The organism is Sulfitobacter sp. G21635-S1 (assembly GCF_027213915.1).
Lineage (GTDB): Bacteria > Pseudomonadota > Alphaproteobacteria > Rhodobacterales > Rhodobacteraceae > Sulfitobacter.
This window is the reverse complement of sequence record NZ_JAPWGV010000003.1, coordinates 62,780-81,465: the sequence shown is the minus strand read 5'-3', so window position 1 is coordinate 81,465 and position 18,686 is coordinate 62,780. Positions and strand designations below refer to the sequence as shown.

16 protein-coding genes are annotated in these 18,686 nt (G+C 62.3%); 8 read left to right on the top strand and 8 right to left on the bottom strand.

The window, feature by feature from the left end; all coding sequences use genetic code 11:
- Positions 1-59: 59 nt before the first annotated feature.
- On the bottom strand, positions 60-794 hold the full coding sequence (locus O4H53_RS04495) for a sterol desaturase family protein (RefSeq protein ID WP_269361676.1): 735 nt from the start codon (positions 792-794) through the stop codon (positions 60-62).
- A gap of 62 nt (positions 795-856) precedes the next feature.
- On the opposite strand from O4H53_RS04495, the gene O4H53_RS04490 reads away from it, so the two are divergent.
- The 8 genes from O4H53_RS04490 (at position 857) to O4H53_RS04455 (ending at position 9,660) form a co-directional block, all read left to right on the top strand.
- Positions 857-2,194 (top strand): MBL fold metallo-hydrolase, encoded by a 1,338-nt coding sequence (locus O4H53_RS04490; protein WP_269361675.1) that lies wholly within the window; start codon positions 857-859, stop codon positions 2,192-2,194.
- Between the two features lie 31 nt (positions 2,195-2,225).
- Entirely contained in the window at positions 2,226-3,260 is a 1,035-nt protein-coding gene (gene alr, locus O4H53_RS04485; protein WP_269361674.1) for an alanine racemase, read from the top strand.
- Complete coding sequence (locus O4H53_RS04480) at positions 3,257-3,691, top strand: paraquat-inducible protein A (protein WP_269361673.1); 435 nt, start codon at positions 3,257-3,259, stop codon at positions 3,689-3,691. Before alr ends, O4H53_RS04480 begins: the two co-directional genes overlap by 4 nt.
- A gap of 199 nt (positions 3,692-3,890) precedes the next feature.
- Positions 3,891-4,625, top strand: a complete 735-nt coding sequence (locus O4H53_RS04475) for a DNA repair protein (RefSeq protein ID WP_443069514.1) — start codon at positions 3,891-3,893, stop codon at positions 4,623-4,625.
- 56 nt (positions 4,626-4,681) lie between these two features.
- Positions 4,682-6,301, top strand: coding sequence for a peptide chain release factor 3 (locus tag O4H53_RS04470; protein ID WP_114275520.1), 1,620 nt, complete (start codon positions 4,682-4,684; stop codon positions 6,299-6,301).
- Positions 6,298-7,236, top strand: a complete 939-nt coding sequence (locus tag O4H53_RS04465) for a glycosyltransferase family 2 protein (RefSeq protein WP_269361671.1) — start codon at positions 6,298-6,300, stop codon at positions 7,234-7,236. The genes O4H53_RS04470 and O4H53_RS04465 overlap by 4 nt, the downstream gene beginning before the upstream one ends.
- Before the next feature lie 135 nt (positions 7,237-7,371).
- Positions 7,372-8,883, top strand: a complete 1,512-nt coding sequence (locus O4H53_RS04460) for a DEAD/DEAH box helicase (RefSeq protein ID WP_269361670.1) — start codon at positions 7,372-7,374, stop codon at positions 8,881-8,883.
- Positions 8,884-9,003: 120 nt separating this feature from the next.
- On the top strand, positions 9,004-9,660 hold the full coding sequence (locus O4H53_RS04455; protein ID WP_269361669.1) for a hypothetical protein: 657 nt from the start codon (positions 9,004-9,006) through the stop codon (positions 9,658-9,660).
- 120 nt (positions 9,661-9,780) lie between these two features.
- Here O4H53_RS04455 and O4H53_RS04450 read toward each other — a convergent pair whose 3' ends face one another.
- Genes O4H53_RS04450 through nuoK form a run of 7 tightly spaced genes read right to left on the bottom strand, consistent with a single transcriptional unit; the run spans position 9,781 to position 18,528 of the window.
- Positions 9,781-11,448: a ribonuclease J gene (locus tag O4H53_RS04450; protein ID WP_269361668.1), complete on the bottom strand. Its 1,668-nt coding sequence runs from the start codon at positions 11,446-11,448 to the stop codon at positions 9,781-9,783.
- 1 nt (position 11,449) lies between these two features.
- Positions 11,450-12,226 (bottom strand): type III pantothenate kinase, encoded by a 777-nt coding sequence (locus O4H53_RS04445; protein ID WP_269361667.1) that lies wholly within the window; start codon positions 12,224-12,226, stop codon positions 11,450-11,452.
- A gap of 17 nt (positions 12,227-12,243) precedes the next feature.
- Entirely contained in the window at positions 12,244-12,975 is a 732-nt protein-coding gene (locus O4H53_RS04440) for a biotin--[acetyl-CoA-carboxylase] ligase (RefSeq protein ID WP_269361666.1), read from the bottom strand.
- A gap of 55 nt (positions 12,976-13,030) precedes the next feature.
- Positions 13,031-14,473 carry an NADH-quinone oxidoreductase subunit NuoN gene (nuoN, locus tag O4H53_RS04435; protein WP_269361665.1) on the bottom strand — a complete coding sequence of 481 codons (1,443 nt, stop codon included), beginning with the start codon at positions 14,471-14,473 and terminating at the stop codon, positions 13,031-13,033.
- Positions 14,474-14,486: 13 nt separating this feature from the next.
- Positions 14,487-16,049 (bottom strand): NADH-quinone oxidoreductase subunit M, encoded by a 1,563-nt coding sequence (locus O4H53_RS04430; protein WP_114275527.1) that lies wholly within the window; start codon positions 16,047-16,049, stop codon positions 14,487-14,489.
- Positions 16,049-18,217 carry an NADH-quinone oxidoreductase subunit L gene (gene nuoL, locus O4H53_RS04425; RefSeq protein WP_269361664.1) on the bottom strand — a complete coding sequence of 723 codons (2,169 nt, stop codon included), beginning with the start codon at positions 18,215-18,217 and terminating at the stop codon, positions 16,049-16,051. The genes O4H53_RS04430 and nuoL overlap by 1 nt, the downstream gene beginning before the upstream one ends.
- Positions 18,218-18,222: 5 nt before the next feature.
- Positions 18,223-18,528 carry an NADH-quinone oxidoreductase subunit NuoK gene (gene nuoK / locus O4H53_RS04420; protein WP_025048953.1) on the bottom strand — a complete coding sequence of 102 codons (306 nt, stop codon included), beginning with the start codon at positions 18,526-18,528 and terminating at the stop codon, positions 18,223-18,225.
- Positions 18,529-18,686 lie beyond the last annotated feature (158 nt).

The window sequence follows — 18,686 nt, the reverse complement described above, 5'->3', positions numbered from 1 at the left end:
ATGAGTGCATCCAGACCTTAGGCGCATCTCGGGACAGGGCAAGCGGTGATAAAGTGACGTTACGAAGACTTCATATTTGCGGCCTGCGCCATCTGTGCGGCGCTGATGCCAAAGCGCGGCCCAAAGCGCGCCCGTGCCGCTATCAGACGCGGATCGTCCGGCCGCATGCCCAAGGTGCGGATAAAGTCGATGCGCTGGCGGGTCTTCAGCGCCTCGCGGTCGATGTCGGTGCCCATCGCACGGTCGATGATCTGGCCGCCCGGGCTGACATGGAACCATTTTGAGAAATCGCGGAAATGGTGCTGGTTGTGCAGGCGCGTGACATGGGTGGCAACGCGGGACTTGGGGATGTTCAGATGCGCCGTCATGTGGAACCATTCATAGACCATGAACATCGCCACCCCGCCCACCGGCACGATGGCCACGGCAATCCACAGCGCATCGGTCAGACCCGACAGGGCCGCGATCCCCCAGACCAGCAGGAAATTGCCTGCCAGCATCGGCAGTGCCACCCAGACCGGGACAAAGAACAACCCGGTGTTTGTCGGGAAATCGTGATGCCCGTAATGTGCGCGATAGAGCAGGTCAAAGGCCCATTGCCGGCGCGGCGGGTGCAGGTGAAAGACAAAGCGATGCAGGTTGTATTCATTCAGCAATTGCGCCCCGATGCCCAAAGGCACCAGCGCCCAGACCCAGCCCGGACCGGCGCGCAGCAGCGCGGCCAGCCCAAGCGCAAAGGCCAGCGCCATGACCACAAGCGACAGATGCGATGCCATGATCTTCACCCGCTGCATCTGCTTTACCCCCCTGGTGGTCTTGGTTAGACGGAAACAACCCTTCCCAGCGGAGCATCGTGATGCAGATCGAATTCGTCAACCATGCCTCGGTTCTGATGACCCATGGTCAGGTTGGTCTGCTGTCAGACCCCTGGTACAGCGGCCCCGCCTTTCACAAGGGCTGGCGCCTGCTGGTGGAAACGCCCGAGGACCGCATCGAAGAGCTGCTGTCCCGCGTCACCCACATCTGGATCAGCCATGAACATCCCGATCATTTCTCCATCGGGTTTTTCAAGCGCTGGGGCGATGTGATCCGCCAGCGCGGCATCAAGCTGCTGTTTCAGGACATCGACGATCAGCGGGTGGCCGACTTCCTGCGCGCACAGGGGATGGCGCTGACCGAACTGACATTCGGCAAGGCTCATGATCTGGGCAGCGGCGTTTCCGTCACCTGCCTGAAGGATGAATTCTACGATTCGGCGCTCTCCGTGCGGATGGGCGACACCCATGTGCTGAACCTGAACGACTGCGCAGTGCGCACGCCGGAGCGTGCCCGCGAGATCCGTGATGCGGTTGGCACCTGCGACATCCTGCTGACCCAGTTCAGCTATGCCGCCTGGAAAGGCGGGCGGGAAAACCGCGACTGGCGCGCGGAAGCCGCGCAGGAAAAACTGAACAATATCAGAATACAGGCAGAGGTTCTTGAACCGAAAACAGTGATCCCCTTTGCCAGCTTTGTCAGCTTCGCCCATCAGCGCAACGCCTATCTGAACGATGCCGCAAACCGGCCTGAGGACGTGATCGCGGCGTTTCAGGCCGCGCCCTTCGCGCTTTGTGTGATGCAGCCGGGCGATGTGACCGACGGCACGGTGCCCCCCGGCCAGAACGCCGCCGCCGTGGCCTTCTGGGCCGAACATTATGACCGCGCGGGCCAGGACCTGATGACCTATGACAGCGTGGAGGAAGCGACCCTGCGCGAGAGCTTTGCCAGCTGGCGCAAGCGCGTCTTCACCAACAATTCCCGCCCCGCGATGCGGCTGGCGCAAACGCTCTCTCCGATCCGTGTGCTGCAGCCCGTGGTGGTGCGCCTGGACGATACCGGCCAAAGCTGGCGGATCGACCCGCCGCGCGGCACGCTGGACAAGACCGATGACCCCGCTGATCTGATCATGCATTCCGAAAGCCTGAACTTCCTGTTCTCTAATTCCTTCGGTTTCGACACCCTGGGCGTCAACGGCACGTTTGAAGAGGCGCGCGAGGGCGGATTTTCCCGCGCCGCGCGCTCCATCTCCATCGAGAACCTGAACAATCTCGGCATCCGCTTTGGCCCCGGCCTTTTCCTGAACCCCAAGATCATCGGAATCTTCCTGGAACGCCTGCGCGGCGTCAGCGCAAAGATGAAGCGCAGCGACAGATGACCCTTTTCCCCGATAGGACCCACGAGAGCCCATGACCACACCGACCCTGACCATCGACCTGACCGCCATCGCCGCCAACTGGCGCGCGCTGGACGCCCTTTCCACCTGCGAGACCGCGGCGGTGATCAAGGCCGACGCCTATGGGCTGGGTGTCGCCCGTGTCGGCCCTGCCCTGGCCGAAGCCGGCGCGCGGACCTTTTTCGTTCATGCGGCAGAAGAAGGCGTGCATCTGCGGCGCGCCCTCGGGGCCGGCCCTGTCATCAACGTCTTTTCCGGCCATATGCCCGGTGACGCCGACATGATCCGCGCGGCGGGGCTGGTGCCGATGATCAATTCGGTCGATCAGCTTCTCACCCATGTGGAATCGGTGCCGGGCCACCCCTTTGGCCTGCAACTGGACAGCGGCATGAACCGGCTGGGGATGGAACCTGCCGAATGGTCCGCCCTGCGCGACATCGCATTGGCGCAAAAGCCGAGGCTGATCATGTCGCACCTGGCCTGTGCCGACGAACCGGACCACCCGATGAACGCCATGCAGTTGCAGAATTTCAGGGACATGACCGACGGGCTGGATGTGCCCCGGTCGATCGCCGCGACCGGCGGCACCTTGCTGGGGCCGGATTTTCATTTCGACATGACCCGGCCCGGTGTCGGGCTTTACGGCGGGTTGCCCTTTGTCGATGCGACGCCGGTGGTCACCCTGGACCTGCCCGTGGTGCAGGTGCGCGAGATCGCAGCCGGAGAGACGGTGGGTTACGGCAATGCCTTTATCGCACCCGGCCCGATGCGCATCGCGACCGTCTGCGGCGGCTATGCCGACGGGCTGATCCGCGCCATGGGGAACAACGCGACCCTGACCTTCGAGGAACACAAGCTGCCGCTTGTGGGGCGCGTGTCGATGGACATGATCACCGTCGATGTCACCGCCCTGTCAGAGGTGCCGGAACACCTTCAACTGATCGGCCTGCACCAGTCGGTGGATACCATCGCCGATTTTGCCGGGACCATCGGTTACGAGATCCTGACATCGCTGGGCGCGCGCTATGACCGGGTGTATCTGAAGTGATCCTCAAGGCGCTGAACCTTGCGCTGCTGGTTCTCTACCCCATCGCATGGGCCGCCCCGCTGATGCGGGCGGGCCTGCTGCCACTGTTCGGGCTGGAGGAGATTTCCGTGCTGACCGGGCTGCAATCGCTTTGGGCTTCGGACATCTTTCTGGGGCTGGTGGTCACGCTCTTTGCGCTGTTTGCGCCTTATATCAAGACCATCGGCCTGTCGCTGGTCCATTTCGACCTGCTCAGCCGCCGCGCGCTGCCTGTCCTGTCCTTTCTGGGCAAGCTGGCAATGGCGGACATTTTCCTGATCGCGCTTTACATCACCCTGTCGAAGGGAATCGGCGTCGGCCGGATCGAAACCGCCTGGGGATTGTACCTGTTTACCGGCTGCATTCTTGCCTCAATCTTCGTTTCCTGGCGGACTGAACAATCAGGCGGCTAGCGCCCGGATTGGTCCCGATCAGGAAACAGCCACATATCGGAATGTGTCACAGGACACCGATTCGTTAACTTTTCCGTCGAAAACCTTTTTTTTCATGGCAAAAGTCATGGATCAGCATAAACTTGCCGATGAAGGTTATCCGTGGGGGAATAATCGCTTGTCTCATTTTCGTGCTGTTGTTTACCTGTTCCAATACCTGATGCAGCGCCTTGCATTGGCCATATTTCTTGTGGCCGCACTGGCCCTGCTGGGGGCAACCGCCATGGCAGCGCTTGGGCAATGGTCCTGGGTCAGCCTGACCGTCTATTTCCAGGGCCAGCCGGTGCCGGAGGCCGGGATGTACGCCCAGATCGGGCTGACCGTGCTGGCGGTGGGCCTGTGTTTCTTTCTGCCCTCCAACCGCCGCATCATGCAGCTTGAGAACTCGCACCGTTCCTTTTCCATCGGGATGCGCGATGTGGCCCGTGCCTATCACGCGGTCCATGCCGCGGACCGGGCCCAGACCTTCAAGCTCAGCTCCGAATTCGATGCGGTGCGCGAGCGTCTGGCCTATCTGCGCGACCATCCGGACCTCAGCACGCTGGAACCCTCCCTGCTGGAGGTCGCCGCCCAGATGAGCCACATCAGCCGCGAGCTGGCCACCGTCTATGCCGATGACAAGATCGCCCGCGCGCGCGGCTTCCTTGAGCAGCGCCAGCAGGAGATCGAACTGTTCAACAGCAGGCTGGAACAGGCCAAGGCCATTTCGAACGAATTGAAACACTGGGTCCACGAAATCGAGCTTGAGGAAAGCGTCGCCGCCGCCCAGCTGGACCGCTTGCGCCGCGAGATGCAGGAAATCATGCCGGAACTCGGCCTTGAGACAACCGTGCGTACTGATCCCACCGCGCTGGACAACACCATCGTCGACCTGCAACCCAAAGCGGCGGAATAACCGGCAGGCTCAGGTCGCGCTTGCCCCGGACTGGCCCCGAATATATACGCCAATCCATGTTGGACACCCCCCAGAACCGCCCCGAATTGCCGCCCGAAATCGCGCGGCGCCGCACCTTTGCGATCATCAGCCACCCTGACGCGGGCAAGACCACGCTGACGGAGAAATTCCTGCTGTTCGGCGGGGCGATCCAGATGGCCGGACAGGTGCGCGCCAAGGGCGAGGCGCGGCGCACGCGGTCGGACTTCATGGCAATGGAAAAGGACCGGGGCATCTCCGTCTCGGCCTCTGCCATGTCCTTCGATTTTCAGGGCAAGGACCGCAATTACCGGTTCAACCTGGTGGACACGCCCGGCCACTCGGACTTTTCCGAAGATACCTACCGCACGCTGACAGCGGTGGACGCGGCCGTGATGGTGATCGACGGCGCCAAAGGTGTGGAAAGCCAGACGCAGAAACTGTTCGAGGTCTGCCGCATGCGCGACCTGCCGATCCTGACCTTCTGCAACAAGATGGACCGCGAATCGCGTGATGTCTTCGAGATCATCGACGAGATTCAGGAAAACCTTGCCATCGACGTGACCCCGGCAAGCTGGCCCATCGGCGTCGGCCGCGATTTTCTGGGCTGCTATGACATCCTGCGCGACCGGCTGGAACTGATGGACCGCGCCGACCGCAACAAGATCGCCGAAAGCATCAAGATCGAGGGGCTGGACGACCCCAAGCTGGCCCAGCATGTGCCGCCTGCCCTGCTGGAAAAGCTGCGCGAGGATCTGGAGATGGTGCGCGAATTGATGCCGCCGCTGGATGCCGCGCTGATGGCCGAAGGCTCGCTGACCCCGATCTGGTTCGGCAGCGCGATCAACAGCTTCGGCGTCAAGGAACTGATGGACGGCATCGCCACCTATGGGCCGGAACCGCAGATCCAATCCGCCGAGCCGCGCCAGATCCTGCCGGAGGAAAAGAACGTCTCCGGCTTTGTCTTCAAGGTGCAGGCCAACATGGACCCCAAGCACCGCGACCGCGTGGCCTTTGTCCGCCTTGCCTCGGGGCATTTCACCCGTGGCATGAAACTGACCCATGTGCGGTCGAAAAAACCGATGTCCATCACCAACCCGGTGATGTTCCTCGCCTCTGACCGCGAACTGGCCGAGGAAGCCTGGGCCGGCGACATCATCGGCATTCCCAACCATGGCCAGCTGCGCATCGGCGACACACTGACCGAAGGCGAGGCGATCCGCGTGACCGGCATCCCCTCCTTCGCGCCGGAACTGTTGCAGGGCGTGCGCGCGGGCGACCCGATGAAGGCCAAGCACCTGGAAAAGGCGCTGATGCAATTTGCCGAGGAAGGGGCCGCCAAGGTCTTCAAGCCCTCCATCGGTTCCGGTTTCGTGGTGGGTGTCGTGGGCCAGTTGCAGTTCGAGGTGCTGGCATCACGGATCGAGCTGGAATACGGGTTGCCGGTGCGGTTCGAGGCCTCGCAATTCACCTCGGCCCGCTGGGTCAATGGCACCAAACAGGCGGTGGACAAGTTCACCGAGGCCAACAAGCAGCACATCGCCCATGACCACGACGGCGACATCGTGTACCTCACGCGCCTGCAATGGGACATCGACCGGATCGACCGCGACTATCCCGATGTGCGCCTGACCGCGACCAAGGAAATGATGGCGTGAGCCCGCGCTGGGGATTGGTTGCGACGATCAAGGCCCCGGCGGAGGAGATCCTGCGCTTTGCCGCCTTTCACCTTGAGGCCGGCGCGCACCGGTTGTTCATCTATCTGGACGAGCCGAACCCGGCTGCGCAGAGCGCGCTGGAAAACCACCCGAAATGCCGGGTGACCCTGTGTGATACCGCCCATTGGAAGATGCTGATCGGCAAGCGCCCGGTCAAACACCAGTCGCGCCAGACCCTGAATGCGACCCATGCCTATGGCCGCGCGGGGGATGTGGACTGGCTGGCCCATATCGATGTGGACGAGTTTCTGGTCAGTGACCGCCCGGTAGCCGACCATCTGGCAGATGTCCCGCCGCAGGTGGAAACCGCCCGCGCCCGCCCGATGGAGATGCTGGGCGGTGACGGCACGGCCTTCAAACGTTTCATCCCCAATGGCCCCCGACGCGAGCGCATCGTGAACGCGGTGTACCCGACCTTTGGTGAATATATCAAAGGCGGGTTTCTGAGCCATCTGGCCGGCAAGGTCTTTGTCAGGACGGGTATGGAGGGCATCACGATCCGCATCCACAACGCCTTTCGCGGCTCCGAGATGATCGAAGGCACGCAGGAGCTGTCGGAACTGCGGCTGGCCCATGCCCATGCAAAATCCTGGGAAGACTGGCAGGCCGCCTATCGGTTCCGGCTTGAGAAAGGCTCCTACCGCGCCGATCTTGGCCCCGCCAAGCCCCGCGTGCGCGGCGGGCTGACCCTGAACGAATTCTTCGCCATCCTTGAGGCGGAAGAGGGTGAAGCGGGATTGCGCGCCTTTTACGACGAAGTCTGCGCCGACACGCCCGACCACCGCGCGCGGCTGGCGGCCCATGACCTGCTGCACCGCGCCGATCTGCGGCTAAGCACCCATTTGGCCACATATTTCCCCGATTGGGCGGGCTGAACGGACATCTGTTTGACCGCAGCCAGTTATGTTGCTATGCGGTCGCAACATGTAGCGGCAAAGTCGCCTTGGGCCATGGGGGCCTGCATGATTGCTGCTGCGGGCCAAATGAGTGTCCGCAAAACACGGACACACATGACAAAATTCTCTGATCTGAACTTGAATCCCAAGGTCCTCAAGGCGATTGCCGAAGCGGGCTATGAAACCCCCACACCGATTCAGGCCGGGGCCATCCCCCCTGCCCTTGAAGGTCGCGACGTTCTGGGTATCGCCCAGACCGGCACCGGCAAGACCGCCAGCTTCACGCTGCCGATGATCACCATGCTGGCACGGGGCCGCGCAAGGGCGCGGATGCCGCGCAGCCTGGTGCTTTGCCCCACGCGCGAACTGGCGGCACAGGTGGCGGAAAACTTCGACACCTATGCCAAACATGTGAAACTGACCAAGGCGCTGCTGATCGGCGGCGTGTCGTTCAAGGAACAGGACACCGCCATCGACAAGGGCGTGGATGTGCTGATTGCCACACCGGGCCGCCTGCTGGACCATTTCGAGCGCGGCAAGCTGATCCTGAATGACGTCAAGGTCATGGTGGTGGACGAAGCCGACCGGATGCTCGACATGGGGTTCATCCCCGACATCGAGCGTATCTTCGGCCTCACGCCCTTTACCCGGCAGACGCTGTTCTTCTCGGCCACCATGGCGCCCGAGATCGAGCGGATCACCAACACCTTCCTGTCCAACCCCGCCCGCATCGAAGTCGCGCGGCAGGCCACGACGGGCGAGAATATCACCCAGGGCGTGGTGATGTTCAAAGCCTCCCGCAAGGACCGCGAAGCAACCGAAAAGCGCAACCTGCTGCGCGCGCTGATCGACGGCGAAGGCGACAAATGCACCAACGCCATCATCTTCTGCAACCGCAAGATGGATGTGGACGTGGTGGCCAAGTCGTTGAAAAAATACGGCTATGACGCGGCACCGATCCACGGCGACCTGGACCAGAGTCAGCGCACACGCACGCTTGACGGGTTCCGCGCGGGCGATCTGCGCTTTCTCGTGGCCTCCGACGTGGCCGCGCGCGGCCTTGATGTGCCGGCCGTCAGCCATGTCTTCAACTTCGACGTGCCCAGCCATGCCGAGGATTACGTACACCGCATCGGCCGCACCGGCCGCGCGGGCCGTGACGGCAAGGCGATCATGATCTGCATCCCCCGCGACGAAAAGAACCTCGCCGATGTGGAACGTCTGGTCGAACGCGAGATCCCGCGCCTGGACAACCCGCTGGGCAATGGCAATGCGGCAGAGGCGGCACCCGTGGCCGATGACACTGCCGACAAGCCCAAGAAAAACCGCTCGCGCAGCCGCAGCAAGCCCAAGTCAGAGGCACCAAAGCCCGAGGCGGACGCCAAACCGGCAGCCGAGGCAAAGCCCAAGGCCGAGCCTCAGTCAAAACCGGAACCCAAGCGCGAGAACGCGCCGAAGTCCGAGCCGAAGCAATCCGCGCAATCCAACCGGAACGATGCGCAGGACCGCAGCAGCAGCACTTCACGCAGCCGCAGCCAGAACAGCCGCGGCAATGACAACCGCGTCGTGGGCCTGGGTGATCACACCCCGGATTTCATCGGGCTGAGCTTCGAAGACCGCGAGTAAGGTCAAAGCCCCGGGCCGTCACGGCCCATCGGCAGAAAGCAGCGCGTAGACGTCAGGACCACATGGCGCGCCCCTCCGGGGCGCGGTATTCAGGGCCGAACCCTTTTCAAGGCCTGACAGATGCTCCGCCCTTTCCTTGCCCTGCTGTTGATGATCTCCGCCTCTGCCGCCGCGGCAGAGCGGTGCCGCGCCGTGGTCAACGGCAGCGAAATCGTGATCGAGGCGGATAATTTCGCCACTTTCGCCGAAGACGTCAAAACCCGCGAGAAACTGATGCGCTGGCCCTCGGCCAGGTGGAACCGCGCCTGGGGCACGCCCCCCGCCTGCCTGAGCGCTGTGCTCTACGATTACCTCGCAACGACGGTGCCCGACAACCAGATCAAGGGCTATTGCCTGACACAGGACGACAAGACCGGGTTTTTCCTGGTCCCCGGAGAGCGCAATTTTCGCGGGCTCTGCCGCACGACGGTCTGCGAACGGGTAAACACGACAAAGGCCGAAACGCTGGCCGTGACAAAATCCATCGCAAATGCCGCCCTGACAACGGTGACGGACCCGGCGGCGGCGGTGGCCGTGGCGCATAAATCCGGCGCGATGATCCTGTCGGGCAGCGCCAGCACGCTGATCACCAACCTGAACGCCACCAGCTCAACCGTGGTCACGGCCCTGTCCACCCCCGCCGCGCTGACGGCGGTGGGCGTATCGGTGCTTGCGGTTGGCGGTGCAGTCTACATGTGCAGCGGCGATGCGCCGGAGGAGGATGTTCCCGCCGAATGATCCGGCGGGAACGAGAAAGCGTCATGCGAAAAACCCGAATCACATAGCGCTGCCTGAAATCAAAGATTTCAACGCGTTACGTGATGCCTGATGCCTCAGGTATTTCGTCAGACGCTATGGTCAGCTCAACCGGCTGACCACCACTGTCACTTCCGGCTTCTTGCCGATCTCGTCCTGCGCGGACTGGCGCACGGCGCGCTTCAGCCCCTCGTTCAGCTTGTCATCGTCGCGCAGCGTGGCGGCCTTGGACCGGCCCAGGAACTGGCTCAGGTCCGCTTCGATCACATCGGCCAGCGGCGCCTTGGAGCGGCCCGTTTCCGGCAGGCCCATCATGTCGACCCAGGGATCACCCAGCGGCTCGTCATCCTCGTCCATGATCACGGTGACGGTCACATGACCGTTCAGCGCCATGCGGATACGGTCGCGCACCACCCCGTCCAGCGCGCCGATCTGCACCGAGCCATCCAGATAGGTGCGCCCGGTCTCGACATATTCGGCCACGCTCGGCTTGTTGCCGCTGAGGTCGATCATCATGCCATTGACCGCCAGCACACCGGTCATGCCCTTGCCCTCGGCGATCTTCACATGCTCGCGCAGGTGGCGGTGTTCGCCGTGCATCGGGATCAGCACCTGCGGTTTGACCACGTCATGCAGGGTTTCCAGGTCAGGCCGGTTCGCATGGCCGGACACGTGGTAGAGGCCCGAACTGTCGTCCACCACATCCACACCGATTTCGGAGAACTGGTTGATGATGCGGATCACGCCGCGTTCATTGCCGGGAATCGTCTTGGAAGAGAACAGGAACATGTCCCCTTCCTTCATCTCGATCCCCTGATACTTGCCCCGGGCAAGCTGGGCCGATGCCGCGCGGCGTTCGCCCTGCGACCCGGTGACCAGCAACAGCAGGTTCTCGCGCGGGATGCCGCGCGCCTCTTCGGGGCTGACGGTGTTCGGGAAATCCTGCATCACGCCGGTTTCCAGCGCCGCCTCGACCATGCGTTTCATTGCGCGGCCCAGCAGCACGATGGAGCGCCCCGCCTTGTCGCCCGCGACCGCCAGCGTCTTTACCCGCGCCACATTGGAGGCAAAGGTGGTCGCAACCACCATGCCCGACGCGCCGCTGACCAGCTTTTCGATCTCGGGGCCAAGCGTCGCTTCCGACCGGCCCGGCAGCGGCGAGAACACATTGGTACTGTCACAGACCAGCGCCTTGATCCCGTCCTTGCAGACCTCGGCCCAGAGTTCCGGGTCAAAGGCTTCGCCGACGCCGGGGGTCAGGTCGATCTTGAAATCACCGGAGTGGATCAGACGCCCCTCTGGCGTGTCGATCACCAGCGCGGAGGATTCAGGGATGGAATGCGATATCGGCAGGAACCCCACCTGGAACGGCCCCGCCCCCTGCTGGTGCGGCCAGGCCCCCACGGTCTGCACCGCGTCATCGGGATGGCCGTGTTCGGACATCTTGCGCCGCGCAATGTTGGCGGTGAAGGTCCGGGCATAGATCGGCGCCTGCAGCGCCTCGTAGGTATGGGCGATGGCGCCAACGTGGTCTTCATGCGCGTGGGTCACGAAAATCGCCTCGATCCGGTCGCGGCGTTCCTTCAGCCACTGGATGTCCGGCAGGATCAGGTCCACGCCGGGGCTGCCATCCATATCGGGAAAGGCCACGCCCATGTCCACGACGATCAGCCGCTCCTTGCCCGGTTTCCCGTAGCCATACACATAGGCATTCATGCCAATTTCACCCGCCCCGCCGAGGGGAAGGTAGATCAATCTCTCGCTGCTCATATTATTCAGCTTTATCCTTGTTATACTTATGGATCACGGTCAGGCCGTGCATCGTAAGGTCATCTTCAATGACGTCGAAAAGGTCTTCGGTCTGGGCAAACAACGGGGCCAGCCCGCCGGTTGCGATAATCTTCATGTTCTGGTCGCGTTCGGCCTTGATCCGGGCACAGATCTCCTTGACCAGGCCGACATAGCCCCAGAACACGCCCGATTGCATGCAAGCGACCGTATTGGTGCCTACTACACGTTGTGGCTTGGTAATGTCCACATGTGGCAGTGCGGCGGCGGCCATATGCAGCGCTTCAAGGCTCAGGTTCACGCCGGGTGCAATGACCCCGCCCACATATGCGCCATCATGGCCCGCCACATCAAAGGTGGTGGCGGTGCCGAAATCGACCACGATCAGGTTGCCACCGTGCCGGTCAAAAGCCCCCGAGGTGTTGACCAGCCGGTCCGGCCCCACGATCGTGCCCTGGTCCACGCGCGGCGCGGCCGGCAGCAGGCAGTCGGGCTTGCCCACCACCATCGGACGGCAGTTGAAATACTGGTCGGAAAAGACACGCAGGTTGAACACCACCCGCGGCACGGTCGAGGAGATGATCACATCGGTGATGTCGGGCTTGATCTGATGATGGTTCAGCAAGGTCGAAAACCAGGTGAAATAGGCATCCGCCGTGCGCGCGTGATGGGTCGATGTGCGCATGGTGCACAGCGCCCGCCCCTCATCATAGATGGAAAAGACCGTGTTGGTGTTCCCGCAGTCAATCGCCAAGAGCATCCCCTGCCCCCCTTCTTTCAGAAAAACACATCCGCAGCGGCAATCGCGACCCTGCCCTTTGCCGTGTTCAATATCAGATTCCCGTTCTGGTCCACATCCTCAAAGACGCCACTGGTCTCATCCCGGGTCGTGCGCGCGCGGATGACCTCGCCCAGACGTGCCGCATGGGCCAGCCAGGCGGTGCGGATGGGATCGAACCCATAGGTGGTGAACTGCGTCTCAAGCACCGCGTATTCGGCCGCCAGCACATCCAGAAACGCCTCTGGCGCAACTCCGATCCCGAATGCCCCGGCAAGGCTGACAGGGGTGACAGCCCCCGGTTCCACCTGATCCGCGCCCGGCGCATGGGCCAGGTTGACACCAATGCCGATCAGCAGATGCGGACCGTTTGTTTCCAGCAGGATGCCAGCGACCTTGCCGCCGTCCAGCAGCACGTCATTGGGCCATTTCAGGGCAAAACGGTTTCCCTGCCCGGTGACCGCGACAAAGCTGCGATAAAGCGCCAGCGAAGAAACAAAGGACCGCAGCGCGGCAATGCCCGGTGCCTCGGCATTGGGCAGGACCAGCGTTGCCGCGAAATTCCCCCGGGGGGTGGACCATGCGCGGCCCCGCCTGCCCCGTGCCGCGGATTGCTCCTTTGCCAGGATCCATTCCGGACCGGAGAGGTCACGCAGCCGGCGCCCGGCCTCTGCCAATGTGGAATCGACCGTGTCCAGCACCAGCCGCCCATATCCTTCGGGCCAGCCCATCAAGGGGTGAGGGTCCGTGAAAGCGGCAAGCTCAGCCTGTCAGACCGCAGAACGGTCAGTTGACAAGCGCCCCGGCGGCGGCCGCAGCCACGCCTTCGACACCAAACATGTTGATGATGCCCAGCACCATGATCAGCGCCGAAGCCATCAGGAAGCCCGAGAGCACGCTGCTGCCGGACCGGTCCAGCGTATCCGCCTGTTCGGACCCGAAGTACATGTAGAACACGATCCGCAGGTAATAATATGCCCCGATCACCGATGCGATCACACCGGCCACCGCCAGCCAGGCCAGCCCGGCGTCATAGGCGGCGCGCAGCACGTAAAGCTTGCCGAAGAAGCCCAGCATCGGCGGCACCCCCGCCAGCGAGAACAGCAGCACCAGCATTGCCAGCGCCCGGCCCGGGTTGGTCTTGGCGTACATGTTGAGCGATGCGATATCGGTCACCGGCGCGCCATCCCGGCTCATCAGCAGGATAAAGGCGAAGGTGCCGACGTTCATGGTTACATAGATCGCCATATAGACCAGCATCGCCTGCACGCCCAGGGCGGTGCCGGCGGCCAGCCCCATCAGCGCATAGCCCATATGCGCGATGGAGGAGAAGGCCATCAGCCGCTTGATATTGGTCTGGCCGATGGCGGCAATGGCGCCCAGGAACATGGACAGCACCGAAAGCAGCGCGACAATCTGGCTCCAGTCCGCAACGGCATTGCCGAAGGCGTCATGCAGCACGCGGGCGAAAAGGCCCATCGCCGCGACCTTGGGCGCGGTGGCAAAGAAGGCGGTGACCGGCGTGGGCGAGCCTTCGTAGACGTCCGGCGTCCACATGTGGAACGGCACGGCGGAAACCTTGAAGCCCATGCCCGAGATCAGGAAGACGATGCCAAAGAGCAGGCCCAGCGAGGTCTCGCCCGATTGCGCGGTCTCGATGATGCCGGAGAACAGCGTGGTGCCCGCATAGCCGTAAACCAGCGAAGCGCCATAGAGCAACAGGCCCGAGCTGAGCGCGCCCAGAACGAAATATTTCAGCCCCGCCTCGGTCGAGCGCACGGAGTCGCGCCGCAGGGAGGCGACCACGTAAAGCGCCAGCGATTGCAGTTCCAGCCCCATGTAAAGCGCCATCAGGTCGCCCGCGCTGACCATCATCATCATGCCCACGGCGGAGAGGGCCACCAGCATCGGGTATTCGAACCGCAGCAATCCGCGGGCTTTCATATAGCCTTCGGACATCAGCAGCACGGCAGCGGCGCTGAGCAGGATCGTGACCTTGGCGAAACGGGCAAAGCCGTCTTCGATGAACATGCCGTTGAAGGCCAGACGGGTGCCTTCGCCGGTAAAGCCGATCCAGGCTGCCAGCAGAACAAAGACCGCCGCGGTCAGCCAGATCAACAGGCTCCCCACCTTGTCCTTGGTGGTATAAACCGCGACCAGCAGTCCCAGCAGCGAAAAGCAGGACAGCAGGATTTCTGGCAGGATGATGTTCAGATCAGCGGAAATCATCGCACGGGTCCTTTTAGTTCGACACTTCGGCGGTCTGGATTGCGGCGCTCGCCGCCTCCAGCGCGATGTCATAATTTTCAACAAGTTCCGTGACCGAGGGGCCGATAATGTCCAGCACCAGTGACGGGTAGACGCCCAGCAGCAGTGTCATCACCACCAGGGGCGCGAAGATCCAGCGCTCGCGCGTGGTCATGTCGGTGATCGACCGCAGGCTTTCCTTGATCAGGTCGCCCATGACCACCCGTCGGTAAAGCCAGAGCGCATAGGCCGCCGAGAAGATCACCCCGGTGGTCGCCACGGCGGCAACCCAGGTGTTGACCTGGAAAGTCCCCATCAGCGTCAGGAATTCACCCACAAAGCCGGAGGTGCCCGGCAGGCCCACGTTGGCCATGGTGAACAGCATGAAGATCAGCGCATAGGCGGGCATCCGGTTCACCAGCCCGCCATAGGCGTCGATGTCGCGGGTGTGCATCCGGTCATAGATCACGCCGACGCAAAGGAACAGCGCGCCCGAGATGAAGCCGTGGCTGATCATCTGGAAGATCGCACCATCGACACCCTGCTGGTTGGCCGCAAAGATGCCCATGGTCACAAAACCCATATGCGCAACCGAGGAATAGGCGATCAGCTTTTTCATGTCTTCCTGCACCAGCGCCACCAGCGAGGTATAGACGATGGCAATCGCGCTCATCCACAGGATCAGCGGTGTCAGCACCTCTGCCCCCACCGGGAACATCGGCAGGCTGAACCGCAGGAAGCCGTAGCCGCCCATCTTGAGCAGGATCGCCGCCAGCACCACCGACCCCGCCGTCGGGGCCTGAACGTGGGCATCGGGCAGCCAGGTATGGACCGGCCACATCGGCATCTTGACCGCGAAGCTGGCGAAGAAGGCGATGAACATTAGCGTCTGCATCCCGCCGATCACCTGCACGCCCATCAGGCTGAAGCTGTCAGAGGCGAAGCTGTGGTTCAGCAGGCTGACATCACAGGCGCCGATGCAGGTGGTGCCGGCGTCGGTGTACATCGCCACCATGGCCACCAGCATCAGCACGGAACCGAGGAAGGTATAAAGGAAGAACTTGAAGCTGGCGTAGATCCGGTTGGCCCCGCCCCAGATGCCGATGATCAGGAACATCGGGATCAGCCCCGCCTCGAAGAACAGGTAGAACAGGATCAGGTCCAGCGCCATGAAGACGCCCAGCATCAGGGTCTCCAGCAGCAGGAAGGCGATCATGTATTCCTTGACCCGGTGCTCGACATTCCAGCTTGCCGCGATGACCAGCGGCATCATGAAAGTGGTCAGCATCACGAAGAGCACCGAAATGCCATCGACGCCCAGGCGGTACTTCAGCCCCAGCAGCCATTCCGATTCCTCGACGAACTGAAACCCGGTGTTGCTGGGGTCAAAGTCGAACAGCACGAAAAGCGAGATCAGGAAGGTTGCCGAGGTGGTGATCATCGCCAGCCACTTGGCATTGCGCGCCGCTGCCGCATCCTCACCACGCAGGAACACCGCAAGGATCAGCGCCGCAAAGGCGGGCATGAAGGTAATGATGGAAAGAAGATGCGTGTCCATCAGTGGGACCCTCCGGTCATCGTCATCCATGTGACCAGAACCGCGATCCCGATCACCATGGCAAAGGCATAGGTAAAGATATAGCCGGACTGCGCCTTACCGGCGAGCCGCGTGAACCAGGGCACGATGCCCATCGCGACCCCGTTCAGGGTGCCATCGATCACGTCGCCGTCGCCGCGCTTCCACAGGAAGCGGCCAATCGCCTTGGCCGGACGGACAAAGATCACGTCATAGATTTCGTCGAAGTACCATTTGTTCAGCAGGAACAGGTAAAGCGGCTGCTGGTTCGCGGCCAGACGGCCGGGCAGTGTCGGGTTCCAGATGTAGAACCACAGCGCCAGGACAAACCCCATAAGCATCGCGATGAAGGGGCTGACCTTGACCCAGACCGGTGCCTCATGCGCCGCTTCCAGCACGTGGTTTTCGGGACCGAAGTACAATGCCCCCTCGCCCGGCGCGCCGCCAAAGGCTGCGTGATGTCCGCCGCCGTGGCCCGCTTCGGCCGTCTCGCCGTGACCAGCTTCGGCAGTCTCGCCGTGGCCCGCTTCGGCAGTCTCGCCGTGACCGGCATCTTCTTCGGTTGCGGCATGGGCTTCGCCCGCGCCTTCGGCATGGGTTTCGCCACCAGCCGCCATTTCGGCCAGCGGGATGTCGTAGAATTCTGCCATCTCCTCGGTCGAGCCGAAGAAGCTGCCGTACCACAACATGCCGGAGAAGACGGCACCAAGGGCCAGAACACCCAGCGGCACCAGCATGGTCATCGGGCTTTCATGCGCGTGGTCATGGGTGTGTTTGTCGCCACGCGGCTTGCCGTGGAACGTCAGGAAGATCAGGCGCCAGCTGTAGAAACTTGTCATCGCAGCGGCGACAACCAGCAGCCAGAAACCATACATGGACCCGCCGCCCCAGGCGCTTTCGATGATCGCATCCTTGCTGAGGAAGCCGGCGAAACCGATATGTGTCAGCGGGATGCCGACCCCGGTGATCGCCAGGGTGCCGATCATCATCGCGGCATAGGTATAGGGGATCTTTTTGCGCAGACCGCCATAGTTGTTCATGTCCTGCTCGTGATGCATGGCATGAATGACCGAGCCCGCACCGAGGAACAGCATCGCCTTGAAGAAGGCATGGGTGAACAGGTGGAACATCGCTGCCGAATACATGCCAACGCCTGCGGCGACGAACATGTAGCCCAGCTGCGAACAGGTGGAATAGGCGATGACGCGCTTGATGTCGGTCTGTACCAGACCCACGGTCGCGGCGAAAAAGGCGGTGGTGGCGCCGATCACGGTGACAAAGGTCATCGCCTGGGGCGCGAATTCCATCAGCGGCGACATGCGGCAGACCAGGAAGACACCCGCCGTCACCATGGTCGCGGCGTGGATCAGCGCGGAGACCGGTGTCGGGCCTTCCATCGCATCGGGCAGCCAGGTGTGCAGGAACAGCTGGGCCGATTTGCCCATCGCCCCCACGAACAGCAGGAAGGCGATCAGGTTCGCGGCGTTCCAGTCGGTCCAGAGGAACGAAATGGTCTGCTCTGCCAGATCAGGGGCCGATGCAAAGATATCGTCGAAACGGATGCTGTCCGTCATCAGGAACAGGGCAAAGATGCCCAGGGCAAATCCGAAATCCCCCACGCGGTTGACCACGAAGGCCTTGATCGCCGCGGCATTGGCGCTGGGTTTGCGGTAGTAAAAGCCGATCAGCAGGTAGGAGGCGACGCCGACCCCTTCCCAGCCAAAGAACATCTGCACCAGGTTGTCGGAGGTCACCAGCATCAGCATGGCAAAGGTAAAGAACGACAGATAGGCAAAGAACCGGGCGCGGTATTGCTCGGTATCCTTGAAGTTCTCGTCATGGGCCATGTAGCCGAAGGAATAGAGATGCACGAGGCTGGAGACCGTCGTCACCACGATCAGCATGATCGCGGTCAGCCGGTCCAGCCGGATCGACCAGTCGGTGGACAGGCTGCCGGAATCGATGAACCGCAGGATCGCGATATGTTCGGTGGGCCCGTCGAAGGTCAGGAATACGATCCAGGACAGGATCGCGGCCAGGAACAACAGGCCGGTTGAAACCCACTGCGCCGCTGGCTGTCCGATGATCTTCCAGCCGAAACCGCAGATCAGTGAACCGACAAGCGGGGCGAAAAGGAGTATGGTTTCCATTGCCCTCAGCCCTTCATCACGTTGACGTCTTCGACGGCGATGGTGCCGCGATTACGGAAGAAACAAACCAGGATCGCCAGACCGATCGCCGCCTCGGCGGCCGCGACGGTCAGCACGAACAGCGTATAGACCTGCCCCACCAGATCGCCGAGAAAGCTGGAGAAGGCGACAAAATTGATGTTCACCGCCAGCAGCATCAACTCGATGCTCATCAGCAGGATGATCACGTTCTTGCGGTTCAGGAAAAGCCCGAAGATGCCGATGACAAAAAGCGTCGCCGCCACTGTCAGGTAATGTTCAAGTCCGATCATGTCGTCCCTCGTCTCGCGCCCTGTTGCCGGGCTTCTAGTCTTTCGTGTTCCCGACTTCCACCGGGAACCCGCCGCTCCGCCGATAAATCAGCAGGCATCCTTCGCGACCAATCCGCCAGCGATGTCTGCCATCGCCGCCGATATGATCACAGCCGGTT

Bases quoted from the DNA above. Each gene is read 5' to 3' on its own strand.
- O4H53_RS04445 (WP_269361667.1), bottom strand. From the start codon at position 12,226: ATGCTCTTGGCGATTGACTGCGGGAACACCAACACGGTCTTTTCCATC.
- nuoL (WP_269361664.1), bottom strand. From the start codon at position 18,217: ATGGAAACCATACTCCTTTTCGCCCCGCTTGTCGGTTCACTGATCTGC.
- O4H53_RS04475 (WP_443069514.1), top strand. From the start codon at position 3,891: ATGCAGCGCCTTGCATTGGCCATATTTCTTGTGGCCGCACTGGCCCTG.
- O4H53_RS04440 (WP_269361666.1), bottom strand. From the start codon at position 12,975: ATGGGCTGGCCCGAAGGATATGGGCGGCTGGTGCTGGACACGGTCGAT.
- nuoK (WP_025048953.1), bottom strand. From the start codon at position 18,528: ATGATCGGACTTGAACATTACCTGACAGTGGCGGCGACGCTTTTTGTC.
- O4H53_RS04450 (WP_269361668.1), bottom strand. From the start codon at position 11,448: ATGAGCAGCGAGAGATTGATCTACCTTCCCCTCGGCGGGGCGGGTGAA.
- O4H53_RS04430 (WP_114275527.1), bottom strand. From the start codon at position 16,049: ATGGACACGCATCTTCTTTCCATCATTACCTTCATGCCCGCCTTTGCG.
- alr (WP_269361674.1), top strand. From the start codon at position 2,226: ATGACCACACCGACCCTGACCATCGACCTGACCGCCATCGCCGCCAAC.
- O4H53_RS04460 (WP_269361670.1), top strand. From the start codon at position 7,372: ATGACAAAATTCTCTGATCTGAACTTGAATCCCAAGGTCCTCAAGGCG.
- nuoN (WP_269361665.1), bottom strand. From the start codon at position 14,473: ATGATTTCCGCTGATCTGAACATCATCCTGCCAGAAATCCTGCTGTCC.
- O4H53_RS04455 (WP_269361669.1), top strand. From the start codon at position 9,004: ATGCTCCGCCCTTTCCTTGCCCTGCTGTTGATGATCTCCGCCTCTGCC.
- O4H53_RS04470 (WP_114275520.1), top strand. From the start codon at position 4,682: ATGTTGGACACCCCCCAGAACCGCCCCGAATTGCCGCCCGAAATCGCG.
- O4H53_RS04490 (WP_269361675.1), top strand. From the start codon at position 857: ATGCAGATCGAATTCGTCAACCATGCCTCGGTTCTGATGACCCATGGT.
- O4H53_RS04495 (WP_269361676.1), bottom strand. From the start codon at position 794: ATGCAGCGGGTGAAGATCATGGCATCGCATCTGTCGCTTGTGGTCATG.